We start from the raw sequence: 21,279 nt of genomic DNA, 5'->3' as shown, positions 1-21,279 counted from the left end.
ACCCGGGCCAGCTCACGCACGTGAGTATTCCCGGTGACCACCAATCCAGACCTCAACAACTGAGGCCTGAATGAGCGCCCGTTCGTCCTCAAAAATGTCACGGTCCAGGACAACAAGGTCTGCGAGCAATCCTCGGGCAATACGCCCGGTCCGGCCGTCGCGTCCATTGACGAAGGCGGAGCCCGAGGTGTACGCCGTGAGCATTGCGGCCAGATCCAGGCGATCGAGTTCCGAGATGTTTCGGGTGTCCAGGTAATGGGAGTTCCCTCCGGCCGCGCCTACACAGGCGAGGGGATCCGGCGTCGTGACAGGCCAGTCACTTCCTGCCGCCAGACGAGCCCCGGCCGCCTGCAAGCGGCCCAGCGGGTATTCGAACCGTTCCGGATGTTCGATCAGCGTGGATTGGTGCAGGTGGTCGTGCGGCACCGAAGAACCGGCCCAGAATCCCTGGACATTTGCGGTGACGCCAAGCTTGGCGAATCTCTCAAAGTCAGTTGGCCCTACGACAAACAAATGTGCAATGTGATGGCGGCGGGGTTTCGGACCATTTTCCTCGATAGCGGCCTCGATAGCATCTAGAATCCAGCGCGTAGTGCCGTCGCCGAAGGAGTGGTAGTGAACAGTGAATCCGAGCGCGTCCAGGGCCACCGTCGCCTCGCGGATCTGCTCGGCGGTCATGAATAGCAGGTTCGAGCCGTCCACCATCATCTTCACGGTGTCCGCGATGACCCTGTCCGCTTCAGCGGCGTCCTCGAGTTGCTTGCGCCGTTGCTGTATTTCAGGGATCTGTTCCAGTCCTCGGGCCTGGTCCCACCAGAGTGCCGTTGTCAGGCGCAACCGGAGACTGCCGTCCTTAAGTACTTCGCGGTACGCCTCTAGCTGATCCGGCATGCCAAGCCCTTCTCCCACCAGGGCGTCCTGGACTGATGTGATTCCCATTTGCAGCACGTGGTCCTGAGCCTTGAGGATGAACTTCATGCGGTCCCGCGTCGAGAGCTCGGGCATCACCCGGCGCACGACAGCAACGGCTTCCTCCTCAACCATCCCGGTCAAATCACCGTTGTGGTCGCGTTGAAAGAAGCCGTGCAACGGGTCCGGGCTGCCGTTGTGCACACCTGCCGCGGTCAAGGCGGCGGTGCTGACCCACGCACCATGGCGGTCATACGGGCTGAACACTGCCGGCCGGCCACCAACGAGTTCGTCGAGCTTTTGTCGCGTTGGTCCGTGACCGTCGAAGACGTCCCTGTTCCACCCTCCTCCGGTCACCCAGGCAAGGCCAGGGTGTCTGGATGCGTAGAGGGCTATCGCTGAGTAGACCTCTTCGGGGGTCTCCAGGCCTGAGAGGTCGCAAGTCAGGAGATCCTGCCCGCCAATCCCCATGTGGATGTGCGCATCTTGGAAGCCCGGAACCAGGAGCTTTCCGGTCAGGTCAACGATGTCCGCGGCCCGCGTGTCCAGAGCACCTGCCACCGTGACGTCCGCGATTCTCTCACCCTCAACCATGACGTCGAGCGACCGGGGCGCGGCGAATCCAGGCGTCCAGACTTTTCCGCCGACGAACGCTGTTCGGTTCAAGTTATTAGTTGGCATGGACCCGCCCTCCCAGCGAGCCAGCCACGACGGCTCCTTCAAAGACCACGGCGTCGAACGTTATATTGCTGATCGAGGCCGGGTCTACTGTAAACGGATCCTCGCCCAAGACACTGAAGTTTGCGATCTTTCCAGCTTCCAAAGACCCCATCTTGTGGTTCAGGCGCAGCTGTTTTGCTCCGTTGATCGTATAGCCCTCAAGGAGCCGTTCCCTTGAAATCCGGGCGGACGCATCCGGTCGCATGCTGCCCGGGTGGGCGTCCCCGTCGAGCGGGTATTCCGGGTCGATTCGAGAATGCGCTACTTGCATTCCGAACAGCGGATTTCCGCGATGTAGCTCGTATGCCGTGACCACGTCGCTGGAGAAGGTCAGCAACGCGCCGCTGTCGGCAAGCTCGTTGAAACGGTACATTCTGTTCCAGCGCTCTCTTCCCAGAAGCTTCTTTGCGACCACCCCGAAGTAGGCGCCCGACCAGTGAGCCGTCCAATTGATGACGATCCCCAGTTCCGCGGGCCTGGACATGTCCTCCGGATCGATTAGCTCACAGTGCGCCAGCGTGACCTGGGTTGTCCAAGTGCCGCCGGCTCCCCTCACGCTGTTCTGGGCTGCCTCGACGGCGTCGCATGCGACCCTGAAGCCGCGATCACCGACCACGTGGATGTGCAGATCCGCCTCTTCGCTGTTGCACAGAACCAAGCACTGCTGAAGTTCATCCGCATCCATTCCGATCTCGCCCAGCTCTCCGCCCGTTGAGTGGTCACACAATGGGCTGAGGAGGGCGCTGTTGCCGGTCTCGTTGGTGCCGTCCAGAAAGAGTTTAAGAGTGTTGATGTTTATATGCTCGGTACCGTATTTTTTCTGGCACCCCTTGAGGCGGGCGATTACATAAGGCAAATCCTCGGCGTGGCGGAAGCGAAGTGATCCTTCGTAGTACATGTTGAGTTCGCCTCGGCTATCAAGGTCGTTGACGGATTCGAAGATCTCCTCGTCCTCTACCAACGCCTCAAAGACAGAGGTTACGCCGTGCTCAGTCATGAACCTAAAGAAGCCGGCGACCCTTTCGGGGGTTAGTTGCTCCGGCGGTGTCCAGCCGAGATTTTCAAACATCTTTTCAAGGAAGTGCAGGTGCACGAAGTCGCGTAAAAGTCCTGTCGGTTCACCATTTTCGTCACGGACGAACATCTCCAATCCGGGGACCGGATCCGGAGTGTCACCGGTGACTTCCATGAGTTGAAGCATCTTGCTGTTCACCCAGTGTTCGTGCTCGCTGAAGTTTTGGCAGAGAACGGGACGATCCGAAACCGCGGAATCCAGAAGTTCCTTGGTCGGCGCCATCTCTGTAAAGGCATCTGTTGGGTAGTACTCAAAGTAGAGATACGGCATTTCTTCCGGCGGATGGTCCTCGGCGTATTGGGCGATGAATTCCAGAAGCTCGCTGACATTGCTGGTCCACGGCAGGCGAACGTGCCACTGGCTCTGTGAAACCATGCTCGGGTGCGTGTGAGAGTCGATGAACCCAGGAACTACCGCCCGCCCGCCGAGGTCGTACTCCACCAGTCCGTCCGTGTTCTCAAAGGAAGCCTGGTCGCCGACGTAGGTGATAAGGCCGCCTTCGACAGCGATCAATTCAGCCCGTGGTTGGTGCTCATCCGAGGTGTAGATATTTGCATTCTTCAGCACCATTCCCATGGTGGATCTCCGTTCATTGTTGCACCGTTGGCATGTCCCAACGGGATAGCGAGAGACATTAATTAGTCAAAAATGACTAGAAATTTGCGCAGATCTCCTGGGGCTCGGAGCGGGGCGAATGGATCCTGCCAAGGGCCCGGCACGTCCGGGGGGACAGGGCGCCCATTGTTATAGCAAGTCTGCGGCCTCAAGTCGCAGTCGGTCTTGCCGGAGGCGGCCCAGGTCCCAGTCCTGACGGGGTACGGAATCGAGCAGTAGCCGGGTATAGGGGTGTTGAGGATGAGCGAGGACTTCTTCAGTGTGCCCTCGTTCCACTATCTTTCCTTTGCGCATCACGATGACCTGCTCGGTGACGTAACGGACCACGGCAAGGTCATGGCTAACAAACACGTAAGCCATGCCCGTCTCCTTCCGGATTTGCTCAAGAAGGACCAGAACCTGGGCTTGAATCGAGACGTCCAAGGCTGCCACTGCCTCGTCAAGCACGAGTATTTGAGGCGCAATGCCCAACGCTCGGGCGATGGCAGCCCGCTGCCTTTGCCCACCGGACAGCGTTCGTGGAAGGGCTTCGGCCTGCCGCGAACTGAGTCCAACTTGATCCAGAAGTTGCCTGACCTTCAGGCGCCGCTCCTCCTTAGTCAAATCAAAGTGCAAGCGCAGAGGTTCTTCGATTGCCTGGCCAATTGTGAGCCGCGGGTCAAAGGAATGATAGGGATCCTGGAAGATCATTTGAACGTAACGTGCCGTTTCACGCCGACCGCGTTGAGCCGCGCCCGAAAGCAACACTTCTCCGGATGTAGGCGTTTCCAGACCAACGATCATCCGCGCCGTGGTCGACTTACCTGATCCCGACTCACCCACGATTCCAAGCGACCCGCCACGGAAGAGGCTGAACGACACATCGTCCACAGCCGTGAATCCCTTGAATTTCTTGGTCAGGGACCGTGCCTGAAGCAAGGCGCCGGTGCCTGTCAGATGTTCTTCCATTTAAGCCGCTTTCGCTTCGCCGGGGCGTACGCACGCGACCGTGGACAATCCATGCCGCGACAATGCGGGAACGTCGTCGGCGCATTCAGGTACCGCCAGAGGACAGCGGTCCCGAAACGCACAGCCTGAAGGTGCTTCTGCCAAGGCGCGGGGCCTTCCCGCAATCGGCGTCAGGGACATCCGCTCCCCCGTCAGCTTGGGGTTGGAATTCAAAAGACCAATTGTGTACGGGTGCTGCGGATTGCTGAACAGACCCTGCGCTGGTCCGGTCTCGATCACACGACCGCTATACATTACATAGGCGCGGTCGCACATAGCGGCTGCCAACTCCAAGTCATGGGTGACGAACAAGAGGCCCGCGCCGGTCCGTGCCTGGAGTTTCCTCAGCAGCGCGACAACCTCTGCTTGAGTTGTCACGTCCAATGCAGTTGTCGCCTCGTCGGCTAAGACAAGGCGCGGTTCAGTGGACAAGGCGCCCGCAATGACGATGCGCTGAAGCATGCCGCCCGAAAATTCGTGCGGGTACTTGCGCATCGCAGTTTCCGGATCACGGATTCCCACGTCCCGGAGCAATTCAATTGCCCGAATTGCCGCCTCTCCGCTCCGTACGCCCTGGGCACGGAGCCCTTCGGTGACAAAATCACCGACTCTGCGCACCGCGTTGACTGAGCTGCGTGGATCTTGAAAGATCATGGACGCCCGCCGCCGTCGGACCTCTAGCAGATCAGCCCGGCTGGCCGCGGCAACATCTATTCCATCAACAGTGACTGAACCCGAGACCTTTGTGCGGCTTGGAAACAAGCCCATTGCCGCACGTGATGTCAGGCTTTTACCTGACCCTGACTCACCCACGAGGCCCACAATCTCTCCCGGCCCGACGTGCAGGTCGATCCCGTCGAGCAAGGGCCGCGGACCTTGGTCAGTTTCGACCACCATGGACAGCCCGCGGATGACCAACGGCTCTGAAGTTGCTGGGTGAGACAGCGGCGCGAGGTCCGATTTCATTATTTGCTTCACTACGATCCGCTCACCTTGTCTGAGATGGTCTCTCCGATGACATTGACCGACAGCACAGTGACAATGACTGCCGCGCCGGGAAAGATAATGCTCCAGAGGTTGCCCTGCAAGACAGCGCTTTGGCTGAATGCGATCATCGAACCCCAGTCGGCTGCCGGAGGCTGTACACCCAGTCCAAGGTAGGACAAGGCAGCAAGGTCGAGCATCGCATAACCGAAGGCGAGGGTGGCCTGCGCCAGAAGCACCGGCAGAATGTTGGGCAGGATATGGCGCAGGGTGATCCAGATCGAACTGAATCCCATCACTGCGTGGCTGCCCACGTACGGCCGCACCTGCTCTTGAAGGACCGCCGATCGGACAATTCTTCCCATAAAAGGGACGTATCCAATTGCCAGGGCACAGATGGGAGCCACCAAGCCAGGACCGAAAATAGCTACGGACAACAAGGCAAGCAGTAGCGTGGGGAAGGCATACACAATGTCCATGCCGCGGGAAATGACAAGATCGATCGGGCCGCCGACACGGGCCGCGAGCAAGCCCAATGCGGACCCGACCACCATGGTTAACACCGCTACAGCAAGTGGCGCCAACAGGCTCAGGCGAGCTCCATGCTGGAGACGTGACAGGGTATCCCGCCCCATGCCGTCGGTGCCAAGAAGGTGAGTTGCGGACGGGGAAGAAAGTGCCGACAGGAGGTCCGTCTGGTCAGGATCGAATGGGGCAAGAACCGGGGCCAAGACCGCAACCAACGACGCTATGGATAGTGTCACGATGGCGGCGACGACCAGCACAGGCGGGCGGCGTCGTCGAACCCATCCGGCCCTGGTGACAGCGAGAGCGGTAACCGTCATGACAGTCCTCCAACGGTGCGGACCCGTGGGTCGATCAAGGGTGTGATGAGATCTGTAACCGTGCTGGTCACGACGAACAACGCAACAGCCATCAGGGAAATAGCTTGGACGACGGGGAAATCACGGCGCGCTATGGAGGTCACCAGCAAGGAACCCAGACCCTCGACGCCAAACGCAATCTCCACCACCGCCGTTCCGACAAAGAGGTATGAGAGCACCAGGGCGACGAGCGTTACAACCGGTCCAAGTGAGTTCCTCACCACGTGGCGGCGCATAATGTCCCATGGGGGCACGCCACGGCTCCTGGCCACTTCAACGTGCTCGGCTCTCAGTTCTTTTTTGAACGCAGTCCGTGCCACCCTTGCCAGCAGACCGAAAGTCACAATCGCGAGGGTGATGGCGGGCAAAGTGAGGTGATAAAGCATGTCCGCGAACCCGGAGCCGGAGCCTGTAGCCGGAAACAGCCGGAGCTGGACCGCGAAGACGCCCAGGAGGACAAGTGCCACAATAAACGACGGAGTCGCAATCGACGCACTCGTGATAATGAGCCCTAACTGGTCCAGGATTCCCGGTCGGGTAGCGGAAACCATGGCGATGCCCAACCCCACAACCAGAGCGAGGATCGCCGAATAGCTCACAAGCACCGCAGTCGCCGGGAGGCGGGCACCAACAAGATCTGTCACCGGTGTTGAATAGAGCAGCGACTGGCCAAAATCGAACTTGGCGATCCCGCCAAGCCATTGCGCGAACCCGCTGAGTAGATCTTGGTCAAGGCCCAACTTTTCCCGCAGGGCCGCCCTCTGCTCAGGATTGAGTTTGACACCTGATGTGAGGGCCGCAAGTGGATCGCCGGGCACAAGCTTGAGCGAAGAATAAATGATGAAGGATGCCACGAACATCGTCACCATGCCCGCGGACAGCCGGGACACGATCCACCGTGTCATCGAGCGACCTCTTTTCATCGCTACTTGCCCCCAAGGCTTGCGAGCCAAGGCGCGTAGAGGTATGACGGCGACGGAACCAGCCCGGTCAGCTTGCCGGAGTAAAAGACGCTCAGACGGTCAGTCAACAAGGGAATCGCCGGCAGGTCATTGGCCAGAATGGCTTGGGCCTCAGCGACAGAGGCGGCACGCTTTGCATCATCAAACTCGGAGAGCGCTGCGTTGACCGCCGCGTCGTACTTTGGATTCGAGTAATTCGCAAAGTTGTAGTAATTACCGGTCGTCCAGTACTGGTAGTATTCCGCAGGTTCGCGAAAATCGAGATACCCGATGGACACAAAAGCGTCGATTCCGGCTCTTGCTTGCGGGCCGCCGAAGAGCGCGGCGTAGTCTGCTTGCTGGAGCGGCTTCAGTTGTACGTTAAGCCCGATGCTCTTCGCGCTGTCGGCGATAACTGTCGCCACCTTGGATTGCTCCTCCGTGGAACCAGGGTAGGCGAGCACAATCTCGGTCTTCGCATAGCTCGACTCGCTGAGCAGTTGTTTAGCCTTGGTCAGGTCTTGGTTGGCCGCCGGGAGTTTGTCCCATGCGCTTTGGAATACGCCCTGGGAGTAGCCCCAAGTAGCCGGTGGAACCAAAGCCCGCAAGGGTTCGGCCGCGCCGAGATAAATGCTCTTTGCTATACCGGCGTAGTCAATAACGGCTTGGAGTGCGGCACGGGTCTTCACGTCGGCCAGACCCCCTTGCAGATTGGTGACTGCAAGGTAATCAGTGCCGTAGCTGTTATTGAAAAGAAGGTTCCCCGAAGTACTCAAGCTCTGGAATCCGGAAATCGGAACAGAGAAGGAACCGTCAACGGATCCACCCCTAAGAGCAGCAATTTGAGCGGACGAGTCGGTGGTGAAGGTGAACTTCGCTGCTTGAACCAATGGCTTTTCAGCTGAGTTCCACCAGGAATCGTTCCTGAGTACGGTAACGTTCTGCCCTGACGACCACTTGTCCAACTTGTATGGGCCTGTACACATAACCCCGCCGGCAGCAGTACCAAAGTTGGCACCTGCCTTCTCGGCATACGCCTTTTCCACGACTGCAAAGGCCGGAGTGGCAAAGAAGGAGGCCGTCATCGAACTCGGCTGTTTCAAACGCACCGTGACTTCGTTGTCACCCGTAGCCGAGGCGGTAGCGCCGGGTCCCGCCCACATCGCCCACGACGATCCAGTAGCCGGATCGAGCACCCTATTGATGCTGTAAGCGACATCCTCTGCGGTCATCGGCTGCCCATCCCAGAAAGTCACTCCCGCGCGGAGCTTGATGACGTAGGTTCGGTCATCTGTCTTACCAATGGATTCAGCCAGTCCCGGCTTGACCTCGCCGGAAGGAGTTTGCGTCTGCAGTGACTCGCACAGGTTGGACACGATTGTGCTGTTTGACTCCAAGGCAGACAGGGCAGGATCCAGGCTGGCGGGCTCCCCGTAGGGCAAATTCCACGTGATCGACGCAACCGGAGACTTGGCCGCTGGCACGTCAGTTGTGATCTTCGGTTCAAAGGCAGCAGTGGTAGCCCCACCGCCGCCGCAGGCAGCGAGGAAGAGGGCGACAGCAGCGGCGCCGGCTGTCGCGGCAGTGGCTCTACCTAAAGTCATAGGGGTTCCTTTTCGTTCCAGGGAACTACGGGTGGGATGGTGACGGGCCTCACAGGCGCCGCTCGTCCTTACAGTCTGGGACTTGTTTTTTATTTAGTCAAGACTGACCATGTACTTATCGGGCTGAAAATGGATAGCTCTTGGCAGCAGTAAACTCAGGACCAGCTCATGGGGTTTCACGCCAACTACGGCCCGAGCAGGAGACTGCGAGTAATTTGTAGTCAAACTTGTCTAGGAATGGAGGCTTGAGTGGGACGCAGATCCGTAGCCATCGAACGCCGTCGCCAGATCATCGCGGCGACGGTCCAGTGCATGGCCGCGCATGGAGTCGGGGGTACCACCTTGGAGCGGATAGCGGACGCTGCTGGCATGGCGCGGGGCCACATGCGGCATTTTGCCGGCAACCGCGACGAGCTGCTAACCGATGCCGCGCAAACTTTCTTCTTTGGCGATCCCGGGGCGGACGAACAAGCCCCAGGGATACCCCCCAAGGAAACGCCGATCCTGGATCCCAGCCTGAGCCTGCCCGAAGCCTTGGACTACCTCTTCGGCGAGTTCGCTGAACCCACCGAGGAAAACCCGGCGGCGTTCGCATTCATCGACGCCGGCAGATCGATACCTGCCATCCATGACATTGTCGTCCGCGCGTACCTGGGGATGCACTCCTCAATGATGGAAATACTCCAGACGGCCGAGCCGGATGCAGACGAAACGCATTGCCGGGTGACGGCCTACGGCGTGCTGACCATGGCCATCGGAAACATGTTCATCACGGATATTGATCTGTCCCAAGAGCGCATACAAGACGCTCGAACCATGGCTGAAGCCATGCTCGCAGGACTTCGGTCCCAAGCAGCGGCCTAGCCGCCGTCAATATCTAATCGTGTCGATCAGCGCGATAATACGATCGATAGTGCCGGGATCCGTCTCCTCCGGCTTGGCCCCAGTCCCCCACCATGGATGCGTTGAAGTGGCCGCGCGCGGGAGATAAAACCGGCTGCCCCGCTTGGCGCGAGCCTATCCATGCGGATTTCCCTGGGGCAGTCTCCGACCCTGGATGGCTGCGTGTGTCTTGCGCAGGGCCGAGATTGAGGAATCGTATGAACGCTGTGCGACGCCCACAAAGAGACAGTCGATAACCATCATCTGGGCTATGCGGCTGCCCAATGCCCCTGGCCGGAAGGGCGTCTCTCGGGCTGCTGTGCTGAGCACAATGTCGGCTGCACGGCCCAGCGGGGACTCGGCGTGGTTGGTGATTGCGATGGTGGTTGCTCCGGCCTCTTTGGAGAGTTTGAGGAATTCGACGGTGTCCATTGTCGTTCCCGAGTGCGAAATGGCAACGGATGCGCAGGAGGAGTCGAGAAGTGCTGCGGAGGTCCACGCGGCGTGCGCCTCTGACCAGCTGAACGATACTTTGCCGATCCGGTGCAGCTTCTGCTGCATGTCCTGCCCGACCAGCGCCCCGGCTCCGACTCCGAAGATGTCGGTCTTCAGCGCCTCAGAGATCGCTGCGACTGCCTCGGCCAGTTTGTGGATGTCGAGCAGTTGGGCAGTGTCAGCGATCGACATCGTCTCGTTGAAGGCAATTTTGGAAACTATGTCCTGGAGGGAGTCCGATTTGTCGATGTCTTCATAGACCTCCGCCGGAACGTTGTTGACGAGACTCTCGCGGGTGGTCTCCCGCGCCAGATCGAGGCGAAGATCGGAATATCCGCTGTAACCGATTTTCTTGTAGAAGCGGACGACTGAGGTAGTCGACGTCCCGCATCGTTCGGCGAGCTCTCCGATAGACATCATGGCAACTCGAGAGGGGGCGGCGAGGACCACGTCGGCGATGGCGCGCTCGGACGGCCGCAGCGACGGAAGGGCTGAACGGATCCTGACCAGAACAGTTCGTGATAATTCCGCGTTTCCTGCCTCTTCCACACCATTCTCCTTCTCTTGACTCCTCTAACAAGGTACCGGGTTCATGCCCACAGACCCATGTATATATGTTACCCAAGAGTGAGATTTTATGTAAATGATTGACATATATCCGATGGAGGCACTACCTTCGGTGTAAGGAAAGTCACAGGACGGACAGTTAGGGACATTGATGGGAACGAAGCCGCACCGCAGCCACGAGAGTTCGGCATGGCTCGAGATCAGCACGGAGGCACGGAATGTTCGTACTCTCGATCTGGATCAGCGCACGACCATCGAGATTCTGGAAGCGCTCAACGATGAAGACCAACTGTCGCCGGCAGCGGTTCGCGCCACGTTGCCGCAGATGGCCAAGTTGGTGGAGGCCGCCGCCGCATCCGTCCGGAACGGCGGCCGCGTCCACTACTTCGGCGCTGGAACATCGGGGCGACTCGGTGTCCTTGACGCCGCTGAACTGAGACCGACGTTCAACCTTCCTGAAGGCGTGGTCATTGCACACCACGCTGGTGGCCCCGCGGCTCTGACCCAGGCGGTGGAAAACGTCGAAGACTCCTGGGAAGCAGGCGTCGAGGCCGCCTCGGATGTCCGCTCCGGCGACGTCGTCGTCGGTATTGCAGCATCCGGGCGGACCCCGTATGTCGGCGGCGCGTTGACGGCCGGCCGAGAAAACGGAGCCACAACAGCGCTTATTGCCTGCGCCACAGCGCCGCAGCTCGGACCACTGGCCGATTTCGTGCTTGCCGCGGACACTGGTCCTGAGGCGTTGGCCGGATCAACCCGGCTTAAAGCCGGCACGGCACAAAAACTCATGCTGAATGGATTCTCCACCGCCCTGATGATCCGGCTCGGCAGGACCTGGTCAAACCTGATGGTTTCCATGGTTGCCACCAACGAAAAACTCCGGGCACGCTCCGTCAGGATCCTGATGGAGGCCACCGGAGGCACTGAAGACAGCTGCCGCAGCGCACTTGAGTCCGCAGACGGTGCGCTGAACGTGGCTCTCGCCGTTATGCTTACCGGCGCTTCCCCCGCCGACGCCCGCGAAGCGCTTGAGTCGGCCAACGGTGACGTCCGGTGCGTCACAGAAGCCCTTCGCCGGCACTGAACCCGCGCAGTCGGAACCACACATGGACAACTTCGCAATCACGCCCGGAAAGCAGCCTTGGATGAGTAAGAGTCAGCGACGGGAGGGGACCTCGAAGGGCATATACACCGCGTTCCGCGGCATTACCGGTTTCTCGGTCCGGGATCTGGACCGTCTGGCATTGGCGCACGACGCCTCGCATTATCTGTTGTCACCGCAGGCCGTCGTCGCGCCGCTGGATCCGGCCGAAGTCGGACGGATCATGGCGGCGGCTGCCTCGGCGGACCTCCCCTTGGTTTTCCGGTCAGGCGGGACGTCGCTGAGCGGACAGGCCGTCACGGACAGCCTGTTGGTGGACGTGCGGAAGCACTTCCGTTCCGTCGAAGTTCTTGACGGCGGCGCCCGGGTCCGCGTGGGGCCTGGCGCCACCGTGCGGAGCGTGAATGCGCGGCTGGCCCAATATGGACGCAAGCTTGGCCCGGACCCCGCCAGCGAGGGCGCGTGCACCATTGGCGGAGTCGTGGCCAACAACTCCTCCGGCATGTCGTGCGGCACCGAATTCAACACGTACCGCACGCTGGAATCCTTGGTGTTCGTCCTACCGTCCGGCACCGTGATCGACACCGCGGACCCTGCGGCGGACCAGCACCTGCGCGCCAAGGAACCGGACCTGCATGAAGGGCTAATCCGGCTGCGCCGCAGGATCAGCATCAATCCTGCATCCGTGCGCACCATTGAGCATCAGTTCTCCATGAAGAACACTATGGGCTACGGGCTCAACGCCTTCCTTGACTTCGAGGCACCAGCCAAGATCCTGGAACACCTCATGATCGGCTCCGAGGGGACCCTCGGGTTCATCGCCCAAGCAACGTTCCGTACCATCGAATCCCTGCCCTACGCTGCCACCGGGCTGATGACCTTCTGCTCGCTCAACGCGGCGGCCTCAACCCTGCCCGAGCTGGTCGCGTCAGGCCTGTCCACGGTGGAGCTGATGGACGCCGCCTCATTGGGTGTGGCCCAGCGTCAGACAGGAACACCTGCCGCTCTGGCCCGGCTGGAGATCCAACGCCACGCAGCCCTCCTGGTGGAGCACCAGGCGCCAACACCGGAGGAACTGCTCGACAAGCTGCGACGGAGCCAGGCCCTGTTCGATTCCCTGGATCTGGCGGCCCCATTCGAGCTTTCCACTGACGCCAAGGAACGGTCAGCCCTGTGGCATATCCGCAAGGGCCTCTACACCACCGTTGCAGGCAACCGACCGGCCGGAACAAACGCCCTCCTTGAGGACATCGCCGTTCCCGTGTCTGCACTGGCGGAAACCTGCGAACAGCTGCTGGGCCTCTTTGACCGGCACCAGTACCAGGACAGTGTCATCTTCGGCCACGCCAAGGACGGCAACATCCATTTCATGCTCACGGAGCGCTTCGACGGCCCCTCCCAGCTTGACCGCTACGAGGCATTCACGGAAGACATGGTGGACCTTGTCCTCGGCAAGGGAGGCACGCTGAAGGCCGAACACGGCACCGGCAGGATCATGGCACCTTTCGTTGCACGCCAATACGGGCCGGAACTTTACGAGATCATGGGAATCATCAAGCGGCTCATCGACCCCAAGGTGCTGCTGAACCCCGGGGTTGTCCTGTCGGATGACCAACGCTCATACCTTGATCACCTGAAGACGGCGCCGGTGGTGGAAAAAGAAGTGGACCGCTGCGTCGAGTGCGGCTACTGCGAACCGGTGTGTCCAAGCAAGGACCTGACCATGACGCCCAGGCAAAGGATCGTGATCCGCCGCGAAATTGCCGCCGCCGAACAGCGGGCTGACCACGGACTCGCCGAACGGTTGCGCAAGGATTACGAGTACGATGGCGTCCAGACCTGCGCGGCGGACGGGATGAGCCAGAACGCGTGCCCGGTCCTCATTAACACCGGTGACTTGGTGCGCCGTCTCCGGGCAGAAAACCACAACACTGTCGCGGACAAGGGCTGGACAGTCGCCGCGAAGCACTGGGGAGCGGTCACTGCCGTCGGCTCCCTTGGCCTCAGCGCCGCCAAGGCGATGCCGGCACCTGCGGTAAAGGCCGTCACCGCCGCGGGAAGGCTGCTCCTCGGCGCTGAGAACGTACCACTCTACGCCACAGCCCTGCCCAAGGGAGGCCGCAAGCGAACCGGCAGCGAAAAGGCCGGAACGGGAGATCCGGCCGGATCAGTCGCCGACGCCGTGTACTTCCCCGCCTGCATCGGCGCCATGTTCGGCCCGGTTGACGACGGCCGCGGACGCACCGGGACCGGCGTCACCCAGGCCTTCCTGAACCTCGCCGACCGTGCCGGCCTGGAACTGGCCATTCCCGAAGGCATCGGGAACCTTTGCTGCGGAACGCCATGGAAGTCCAAAGGCTTCACCGCCGGATACGGTGTCATGAGAGCCAAAGTGCTTCCGGCCCTGTGGGAAGCCAGCGATCATGGACGGCTGCCCGTGGTCTGTGATGCTTCCTCATGCACTGAAGGGCTCGAGACTTTGCGGGACACGGCTTCATCCCCGGACGTTCCTGCGGAGTATTCCGGGCTCAGGTTTGTTGACTCCGTTCAGTTCGCGCGCGAGCGGCTGATGCCGCACCTTGAGGTTTCCCACCGCATGGAATGCCTGGCGATACACCCGACCTGCTCATCCACCCGGCTGGGCATCAACGAAGACCTCACGGCCATTGCCGCCTCCCTGGCGGAGGACGTCATGGTGCCTCCCAGCTGGGGGTGTTGCGCCTATGCCGGAGACCGCGGCCTCCTGCACCCCGAACTGACCGATTCCGCCACAGCGACCCAGGGCGCCGAAGTCAATGAGCGCCTCTATTCGGCGTACGCATCAACCAACCGGACCTGCGAATTGGGCATGACCCAGGCCACCGGCCACCAGTACCGGCACGTCCTCGAGCTGCTGGATGAGGCCACAAGTCCAAAGAAAGGAACCCTCTGATGGAGATCGTCATACTCCCGGACAGTGCCGGGATCGGCCGCCTGGCCGGAGACGTCATCGAATCCCTGCTTGCACGCAAACCGCACGCGGTCCTGGGACTCGCCACCGGGTCCTCCCCGCTCCCGATCTACCAGGACCTGACGCGCCGCCACCTCTCCGGAAGCTTGAGCTTTGCCGAAGCCGAGGCGTTCACCCTGGACGAATACATGGGGCTCCCGGACAACCATCCGGAACTCTACCGAGAGGTCATTCGCAGGGAATTCACCGGGCAGGTCGATTTTCCAGAAGCCATGGTTCACGGTCCGGACGGCAGTGGCGTTGACGTGCCCGGGGCCTGCAATGCCTACGAGGACAAGATCCGGGCCGCAGGGAGAGTGGATTTGCAGATCCTTGGCATCGGCACCGACGGCCATATCGGTTTCAACGAACCCGGCTCTTCCCTGGCCTCCCGCACCCGGATCAAAACGCTCACAGAGCAAACCCGGCGTGACAACGCCCGGTTCTTCGACCGCCCTGATGCTGTTCCCCGGCACGTAGTGACGCAGGGGCTGGGAACCATCATGGAAGCCAAGCACATCCTCCTTGCCGCCGCCGGCGCGAACAAGGCCCGGGCAGTCCACGAGCTGGCTGAAGGGCCTGTCACCGCCCTTTGCCCGGCATCAGTGCTTCAGTTTCACCCGCACGTGACCGTGCTGCTTGATGAGCCCGCGGCATCAAAGCTCGCCTTGGCCGACTACTACCGTCATTCCTTCCGGCACAAGCCCCACTGGCAAGGACTCTAAACAGCGCCCCACACAAGGTGCATCGAAGCGTCGGACGCCGCCGCCAGCGACGCACCATCCACCAACACCCACACAAAAGGACACACCATGAGCACCCCAACACTCCTCCAGCAACCACCTGCCAAGCAGGCCAGGCGCGCCCTCGTCGCCGGCTCCGTAGGCAACTTCATCGAATGGTACGAATTCGCAATCTACGGTTCTTTCGCCACCATCATCGCCGCCAACTTCTTCACCACGACGGGAGCGTCACCCACAGAAGCTCTCATCAAGACATACGCCTCGTTCGCCATTGCCTTCTTCTTCCGCCCCGTCGGAGCCGCGATCTTCGGACGGATCGGTGATCGGATCGGCCGCCGCCCCACGCTGATCATCGTCCTGCTGCTCATGACCGGGGCAACAACCCTCATCGGTGTTCTCCCCAACTACGCCACTCTGGGCGTCATGGCGCCTATCCTGCTGACCCTCGTGCGCATCCTTCAGGGGCTCTCCGCCGGGGGCGAATTCGGCGGCGCCGTCGCCATCATGACCGAGTTCGCACCCCCCGGGAAACGTGGACGCTACGGCTCATGGCAATCCTTCACCGTAGCTCTCGGCCTGCTGGCCGGTGCCGGCGTCGCGGCCCTGATGTCCTCGGTCCTGACCGCAACGGACCTCGGCGACTGGGGCTGGCGCATCCCCTTCCTGCTCGCCCTTCCCCTCGGCCTCGTGGCCCTCTACCTGCGGCTAAAACTCGAAGAGACACCCAACTTCCAGCGAACGGTGACGGCAGAGAAAAGCCACACCCCCGGCGTTGTCATCCAGCACCCCAGCAAGGCCGAAACCGCCAAGGCGATCCTGCTCGGAATCGGACGCCTCATGGGCTGGTCGGCGGCAGGCTATACCTTCCTCGTGGTCCTTCCCTCATACCTTCAGACAAGCCTTCACGCCACCTTCCAAGCAGCGCTGATTGCAACAGTGCTGTCCAATGCAGGCTTCGCCGTATCGATCATCCCCAGCGGCATGCTCAGCGACCGCTGGGGCCGCCGGCCGGTCATGCTGGCAGGCGCCATCCTCATCACCGTCCTGGCCCTGCCACTCCTGAAGATCCTCCAGGACCCGGCAAGCTCGCCCTGGCTGCTTGGGTCCGGTGTCTTCATCGCCGGCGCCGTCGTGGGCATGATGGCGGGCCCCGGCCCCGCCATGCTCTCGGAAATGTTCCCCACCACGGTCCGCTACACCGGTCTGGGAGTCGCATACTCGCTGTCCAATGCCGTGTTCTCCGGATCCGCCGGACTCATCATCACCGGGCTCATCGCGTCCACCGGCAACAAGGACATCCCCGCCTACTACGTGATGGCCACCTGCATCGTCAGCGTCTTTGCGTTGGCCACGCTGCGTGGTTCCGCCCACAAGAACGCACTGCGCGATTAACTGAACGAGAAGGAAAGGGAGGAGTGCCATGCGTATCATCGGCATGATGTCCGGAACGTCCTACGATGCGATCGACGCCGTCGCCGTCGACATCACCAGGGACGCAGATGCCTTGGTGCTTACTCCCTTGGGGACTGTGAGCGAGGCTTACCCGGAGGAGTTACGGGCGGCATTGGCGGCGCAAATGCCGCCCGCACCAACCTCCATGGAGCAGATCTGCCGGCTCGACACGGGCATCGGACAGGCATTTGCCCGACTTGCTGTTAGGGCCAACCGCGAGCTGTGCGACGGCGAGGCCGAGCTCATCGCCTCACATGGCCAGACCGTTTTCCACTGGGTCGAGTCCGGTAAGGTCCATGGAACCCTTCAGATCGGAGAGCCAGCCTGGATTGCGGAGGCAACCGGCTGTGCTGTCGTGTCCAACTTCCGCTCACGCGACGTCGCAGCAGGCGGACAGGGAGCACCGCTCGTCAGCCTGTTTGACACGATGTGGCTGCGCGGACTGCCGGGAACACCGGTGGCCCTGAACCTGGGCGGGATCGCCAACATCACGGTGGCCTCCGGCGAACCGACGGCCTTCGACACCGGGCCGGCCAACGCCCTCATCGATGCCGCCGTCACGTCCATGACCGCCGGCCAAAAACACTACGACCACAACGGCGAACTCGGCGCCCGCGGCACCGTCAACACAGAACTACTCACCCGCCTGCTCGCAGATCCGTATTACTCCCAGCCGGCACCCAAATCCACCGGCAAAGAGCTATTCCATCTGCCCTACCTCAATGCCGCGCTAGCGGACAGCGGCACGCACGAGCTCGCAGCCGAAGACGTGATCGCCACCCTCGTCAGACTTACCGCCCGGACCATCGCTGACGCCGTCCGCGCGGCAGGCGGAACATCTGTTGTCGCATCCGGAGGAGGAACCCTGAACCCAACCCTGATGCGGGCCTTGGAAGACGAACTGGGAGCCGTTGAACTGGTCAGATCGGACGAGCTGGGCATGCCATCTCCCATGAAAGAGGCCTGTGCCTTCGCCGTACTCGGATACTTGTCGATTCATAACCTTCCAGCCACGGTACCCAGCTGCACGGGCGCCAGGCACGCGAGCATCCTCGGCTCCATCACGCCGGGATCCGGCGGACTTCACATCCCGACCCCGACCCAGGGGCGGCCAAAAGCACTCCGGATCGCGGGGACAACCGAGAGACGCCCAACATCCCAATGAATCGCCCGCGCAACATGAGGATCCAATGATCATCGCCGCCTCCGCCGTGCTTACGCCCCACCAAACCGATAGCCCGGTATGGATCGAAGTCACCGAAGAAACAATAACGGCCGTCGGGCACGGCCAACCTCCGTGCGCTGCCGCTCACCTGCTCGACGGGAAAGACGGTCAGTAACCAAACGACAGTGCATGATCAAGGGCGTTGACGAAGAAATCTGCCCCAGCACGATCCAGGATGAGAGGCGGCTTTACCTTCAGCACGCAGAGTCGATCACCGGTGGGCTGGACTATAACGCCCAATTGCAGGAGCCGATCGCATAGCCTCACCGCTTCCTCCGTTGCCGGCTCCAACGTCACCCGGTCCCGTACGAGTTCCACCCCGAGGTAGAGGCCCGAGCCGTGGACGGCGCCGATCAGGTCATGTCGGCCCATCAGTGCTTCGAGCCGCTTTTTTAGGTACAACCCAACCTCGAGCGCGTTCTTCATGAGGCCTTTGTTCTGGATTTCGGCCAGGACCTCGCTTCCGACGACGCTGGATACGGGGCTTCCTCCGGCGGAGGAAAAGAAGTATCCGTTGCTCCGATACCGCTCCGCCACCGCTTTGGACGTGATGACGGCACCAAGGGGATGCCCATTGCCCATCGCCTTGGCAATGGTCACGATGTCAGGGACGACGGTTTGCTGTTCGAATCCCCAGAACCATTGTCCGAGGCGGCCATAACCGACTTGAACTTCGTCGGCGACAGCCAGGCCTCCATGGCGACGTACAGCCTTGTAGACAGCTGGAAGATAACCATCGGGGAGGGCCATTCCGCCTGCATTGCCGTAGTAGGGCTCGCAAATAAACGCCGCCAACGGGTGGCCGGACGATGCAAGCTCATCGATCCGCGCCACGGCGTTGCCTGCATAGGCGCCAGCCGCCGATCCGCGGTGCCTGCCACGGTAGGTATTAGGCGCGTCCAGGACATGAATCCAGTCCGGCCGCGTGGACAGCGCGTGGGGATTATCAGCAGTGGAGGTGGAGACTGCGTCTGCGGCGTAGGTCCACCCGTGGTAAGCCTCAGCGACAGCGGCGACATCCCGGTGCCCGCTGGCCGCCATTGCAATGCGGATGGCCAGATCGTTGGCTTCAGAACCGGAGTTGACCAGAAAGACCGTGTCCAATGGATCCGGAAGGGTGGCTGCCAATTCTTCCGCGAATCGGACCACCGACTCGTAGTGGAAACGCGAATTGGTGTTCAGGCGTTTGAGCTGCTTCGCCACGGCATCTGCCATGCCGAGATGTCCGTGACCAAGAACGGCAACGTTGTTGATCATGTCCAAGTAGCTCCGCCCGCTCACCGAGAGCATGTGCTCGCGCCAGCCACGCTCAATTTGAGGGGGGGTGCTGTAGTAGTGCTCTTGTACCGAGGCAAAGGCAGCGTCCCGACGTCTCAGCAGGTCTGCCTCGGAAGTGCCCGGCACTGCGCCACGCGGGTCTCCCCCGATAATCAATGCGGTGGGATCCACAAGGATGCTGCGCCACGCAGGTGCCTCTTCAGATGAGACAAAATCCGGAAGATCCGTTGCTCCAAAGACCCAATCAGTAACGACCGTGACATGAATCCGCTCTCGAGGACTGGCCATCGACAGGACGCTTCCCGCGCGGACTCTTCCTTCACATTGTTCGATTGCTCGCGCAGCCAGCCCCGTCAGCACAAGTACCGCCGCTTCGCCCTGCAAGAACAAGCGTCCGTCACGGATTAGCACCTCACCGTCCCAAGGGGCGACGATCTCGGTTTCCTGGTCGAACCATAAATCGATGCCGGTAGGAGCCGTCCGGGGCGCGGCTGTCGATAGGGGTTCCGACCTGGTCAACCGGAATTCCTCAAAGTGCGTAACGACAACCGAGGCCCCCTTCACAAGAGCTTCGTTAGCCAGCTGGGCTTCCATCCCCGGCACGAGCCAGAGTCCGCCGTCCAAGGCATCTGACGTAACCGACAAGTTCAATGTCGAAATCTCTGCCGACGCTGCCAGATTCGCGAGCGGTCCGTGACCTTTTGGCAGCGTAGGCACAGCATTAGCGCGTCCCACGGCGTTTCGGATAGCCGACTGCATCACCCGAAGTGGTACCGACAAGGCGCACTCCAAGATGCGCCATTCACGCTCCAACGCGCTGGCGGCGTAGGCGTTTACGCCCCCGTCCACCAAGACTTGATGGTTTCCGCTGGCGACCAGAACGGCTCCCCGGAGAAGGACCAGTGGCCACAGCGCCTCAAGCTCCGCTTCCGAAAGTGAGCGGATGGAGTCGAATTCCTTGATTGCAGCCAGAGCTGATATTGGAGTTACGCCGTCGTGATGAAGAAGGGACGAAATGGTGACCGCAAGTTCATTGACTGCCCAGCTACGGCAGAGGTCTCCGAAATCGATGATGCCGTCAGGGATCCTTAGCCCTTCGACCGACTCACTGCAAACGACGTTGTCGTCAGTAATATCGCCGTGGACGACCTGCTCCGGCAGCTCATTAGCGAGCCCTTGAACAATCGGCCACACCTCCCGTCGGACCGCTTCAACCACGGTTCGTCGATGATCATCGGGAATCGCCGGAGCAAGGAGCCCGAGAACACGATTAGCATTTCGAAGGTCCCATTGCAGCGCCCGTACGGCCCCTTCGTGGTGGAAGTCCCTCAGCTCCACGCTGATGTTGGCAACCATCCGTCCCAACGCAGATATGACGGACGGATGGAGGTACCGCGAGCCGGTTAGCGTTCCTCCTCCGAGGTAGGCCAGAACGCGCGCGTGGGCGTTCACCGAATCCAGTGAGCTACCGTTCTTGGTAGTTCTCATCACGCCGGGAAAACGAGTTTGCGGCAACCGCGCGGCTAGATGCTCAGCAGCGAGCGTTTGTGCCTCGATTTCCGATAAAGAAAACGACGGGTTGGCGACCTTGAGTACCCCCCGGATCTCGCCTTCCGGAGAGGTCAACAGGAAGTTCGCGTCCTGCTGACTACCGAGCGTTGCGGCTCGCAGTACCGAGCCGGTCAACGACTCAGCGAGACGCTGGGCCTCATCTTCCGTCACCAGCGGCGCAGGAAGTACGCCATGCGAAAAGAAGTCGAATGACTTATGAAAAACGGGAGTGTCCATGAAGAAACCTTTAGCCTAAGGCGGGGTTGGTGCAGCCCG

General features: G+C 61.0%; 15 protein-coding genes. 6 read left to right on the top strand and 9 right to left on the bottom strand.

Going from position 1 to position 21,279, the window contains the following annotated elements; translation table 11 throughout:
- Positions 1 to 12: 12 nt before the first annotated feature.
- From AC3WJU_RS12015 to AC3WJU_RS11985, 7 genes are all read right to left on the bottom strand, one after another.
- On the bottom strand, positions 13 to 1,590 hold the full coding sequence (locus AC3WJU_RS12015) for an amidohydrolase (protein WP_492259942.1): 1,578 nt from the start codon (positions 1,588 to 1,590) through the stop codon (positions 13 to 15).
- Positions 1,580 to 3,280, bottom strand: a complete 1,701-nt coding sequence (locus tag AC3WJU_RS12010) for an amidohydrolase (protein ID WP_492259941.1) — start codon at positions 3,278 to 3,280, stop codon at positions 1,580 to 1,582. Before AC3WJU_RS12010 ends, AC3WJU_RS12015 begins: the two co-directional genes overlap by 11 nt.
- A 168-nt stretch (positions 3,281 to 3,448) precedes the next feature.
- Positions 3,449 to 4,189: an ABC transporter ATP-binding protein gene (locus AC3WJU_RS12005; protein WP_492259940.1), complete on the bottom strand. Its 741-nt coding sequence runs from the start codon at positions 4,187 to 4,189 to the stop codon at positions 3,449 to 3,451.
- A gap of 78 nt (positions 4,190 to 4,267) precedes the next feature.
- Positions 4,268 to 5,272, bottom strand: a complete 1,005-nt coding sequence (locus AC3WJU_RS12000; RefSeq protein ID WP_492259939.1) for an ABC transporter ATP-binding protein — start codon at positions 5,270 to 5,272, stop codon at positions 4,268 to 4,270.
- 11 nt (positions 5,273 to 5,283) lie between these two features.
- On the bottom strand, positions 5,284 to 6,135 hold the full coding sequence (locus AC3WJU_RS11995; protein WP_492259938.1) for an ABC transporter permease: 852 nt from the start codon (positions 6,133 to 6,135) through the stop codon (positions 5,284 to 5,286).
- Positions 6,132 to 7,079, bottom strand: a complete 948-nt coding sequence (locus AC3WJU_RS11990) for an ABC transporter permease (RefSeq protein WP_492259937.1) — start codon at positions 7,077 to 7,079, stop codon at positions 6,132 to 6,134. Before AC3WJU_RS11990 ends, AC3WJU_RS11995 begins: the two co-directional genes overlap by 4 nt.
- 20 nt (positions 7,080 to 7,099) lie before the next feature.
- On the bottom strand, positions 7,100 to 8,719 hold the full coding sequence (locus tag AC3WJU_RS11985; RefSeq protein ID WP_492259936.1) for an ABC transporter substrate-binding protein: 1,620 nt from the start codon (positions 8,717 to 8,719) through the stop codon (positions 7,100 to 7,102).
- A 249-nt stretch (positions 8,720 to 8,968) separates the two neighbouring features.
- Between AC3WJU_RS11985 and AC3WJU_RS11980 the strand changes: the two genes are divergently transcribed.
- Positions 8,969 to 9,583 carry a TetR family transcriptional regulator gene (locus tag AC3WJU_RS11980; protein WP_492259935.1) on the top strand — a complete coding sequence of 205 codons (615 nt, stop codon included), beginning with the start codon at positions 8,969 to 8,971 and terminating at the stop codon, positions 9,581 to 9,583.
- 153 nt (positions 9,584 to 9,736) lie between these two features.
- On the opposite strand, the gene AC3WJU_RS11975 is transcribed toward AC3WJU_RS11980, so the two are convergent.
- Positions 9,737 to 10,645, bottom strand: a complete 909-nt coding sequence (locus AC3WJU_RS11975) for a MurR/RpiR family transcriptional regulator (protein WP_492259934.1) — start codon at positions 10,643 to 10,645, stop codon at positions 9,737 to 9,739.
- A gap of 169 nt (positions 10,646 to 10,814) precedes the next feature.
- On the opposite strand from AC3WJU_RS11975, the gene AC3WJU_RS11970 reads away from it, so the two are divergent.
- The 5 genes from AC3WJU_RS11970 to AC3WJU_RS11950 all read left to right on the top strand — a co-directional run bounded on the left by AC3WJU_RS11970 (position 10,815) and on the right by AC3WJU_RS11950 (position 18,114).
- Entirely contained in the window at positions 10,815 to 11,747 is a 933-nt protein-coding gene (locus AC3WJU_RS11970; protein ID WP_492259933.1) for an N-acetylmuramic acid 6-phosphate etherase, read from the top strand.
- 61 nt (positions 11,748 to 11,808) lie between these two features.
- Positions 11,809 to 14,697, top strand: coding sequence for an FAD-binding and (Fe-S)-binding domain-containing protein (locus AC3WJU_RS11965; RefSeq protein ID WP_492259932.1), 2,889 nt, complete (start codon positions 11,809 to 11,811; stop codon positions 14,695 to 14,697).
- On the top strand, positions 14,697 to 15,479 hold the full coding sequence (gene nagB, locus AC3WJU_RS11960; protein WP_492259931.1) for a glucosamine-6-phosphate deaminase: 783 nt from the start codon (positions 14,697 to 14,699) through the stop codon (positions 15,477 to 15,479). Before AC3WJU_RS11965 ends, nagB begins: the two co-directional genes overlap by 1 nt.
- A gap of 87 nt (positions 15,480 to 15,566) precedes the next feature.
- Positions 15,567 to 16,889, top strand: coding sequence for an MFS transporter (locus AC3WJU_RS11955; RefSeq protein WP_492259930.1), 1,323 nt, complete (start codon positions 15,567 to 15,569; stop codon positions 16,887 to 16,889).
- A 28-nt stretch (positions 16,890 to 16,917) separates the two neighbouring features.
- Entirely contained in the window at positions 16,918 to 18,114 is a 1,197-nt protein-coding gene (locus tag AC3WJU_RS11950) for an anhydro-N-acetylmuramic acid kinase (RefSeq protein ID WP_492259929.1), read from the top strand.
- Between the two features lie 168 nt (positions 18,115 to 18,282).
- On the opposite strand, the gene AC3WJU_RS11945 is transcribed toward AC3WJU_RS11950, so the two are convergent.
- Positions 18,283 to 21,240, bottom strand: coding sequence for an aminotransferase (locus AC3WJU_RS11945; protein WP_492259928.1), 2,958 nt, complete (start codon positions 21,238 to 21,240; stop codon positions 18,283 to 18,285).
- Between the last annotated feature and the right edge of the window lie 39 nt (positions 21,241 to 21,279).

It is taken from the genome of Arthrobacter sp. FW306-1B-F12A, assembly GCF_058781865.1.
This window is presented reverse-complemented; position numbering and strand designations above follow the sequence as displayed.